Annotated in this window: 1 protein-coding gene; it reads right to left on the bottom strand. The window is 41.6% G+C overall.

Features of this window, described 5'->3' with window-relative positions; all coding sequences use genetic code 11:
• Nucleotides 1–185: TonB-dependent receptor domain-containing protein (locus tag HJV72_RS20580; RefSeq protein ID WP_442899305.1), on the bottom strand; the 185-nt coding region annotated here is incomplete at its 3' end.
• Nucleotides 186–209: the final 24 nt, after the last annotated feature.

The following is a 209-nucleotide window of genomic DNA, read 5'->3' as shown; positions in this document are numbered from 1 at the left end:
ACAGTCATATTTGTTCCCCCGATCGAGGCAGGTAAGGCTCTACGCCACAATAAGTCCTTGGTATCTTTATTAAAATAGTCCAAAGTCAAATTCAAGTCACCATTCAAAAAACCCAAATCCACACCGACATTCGTTTGTGTGGTTGTCTCCCATTTCAAATTAACGTTTCCGTTTCGAGTCTGCACCAATCCTAGATCTACACCACTTTG

The sequence above is a fragment of the Extibacter sp. GGCC_0201 genome (assembly GCF_017566055.1).
GTDB lineage: Bacteria > Bacillota > Clostridia > Lachnospirales > Lachnospiraceae > Extibacter.
The sequence above is the reverse complement of the archived record's forward strand: the minus strand, read 5'-3'. Positions and strand labels throughout refer to the sequence as shown.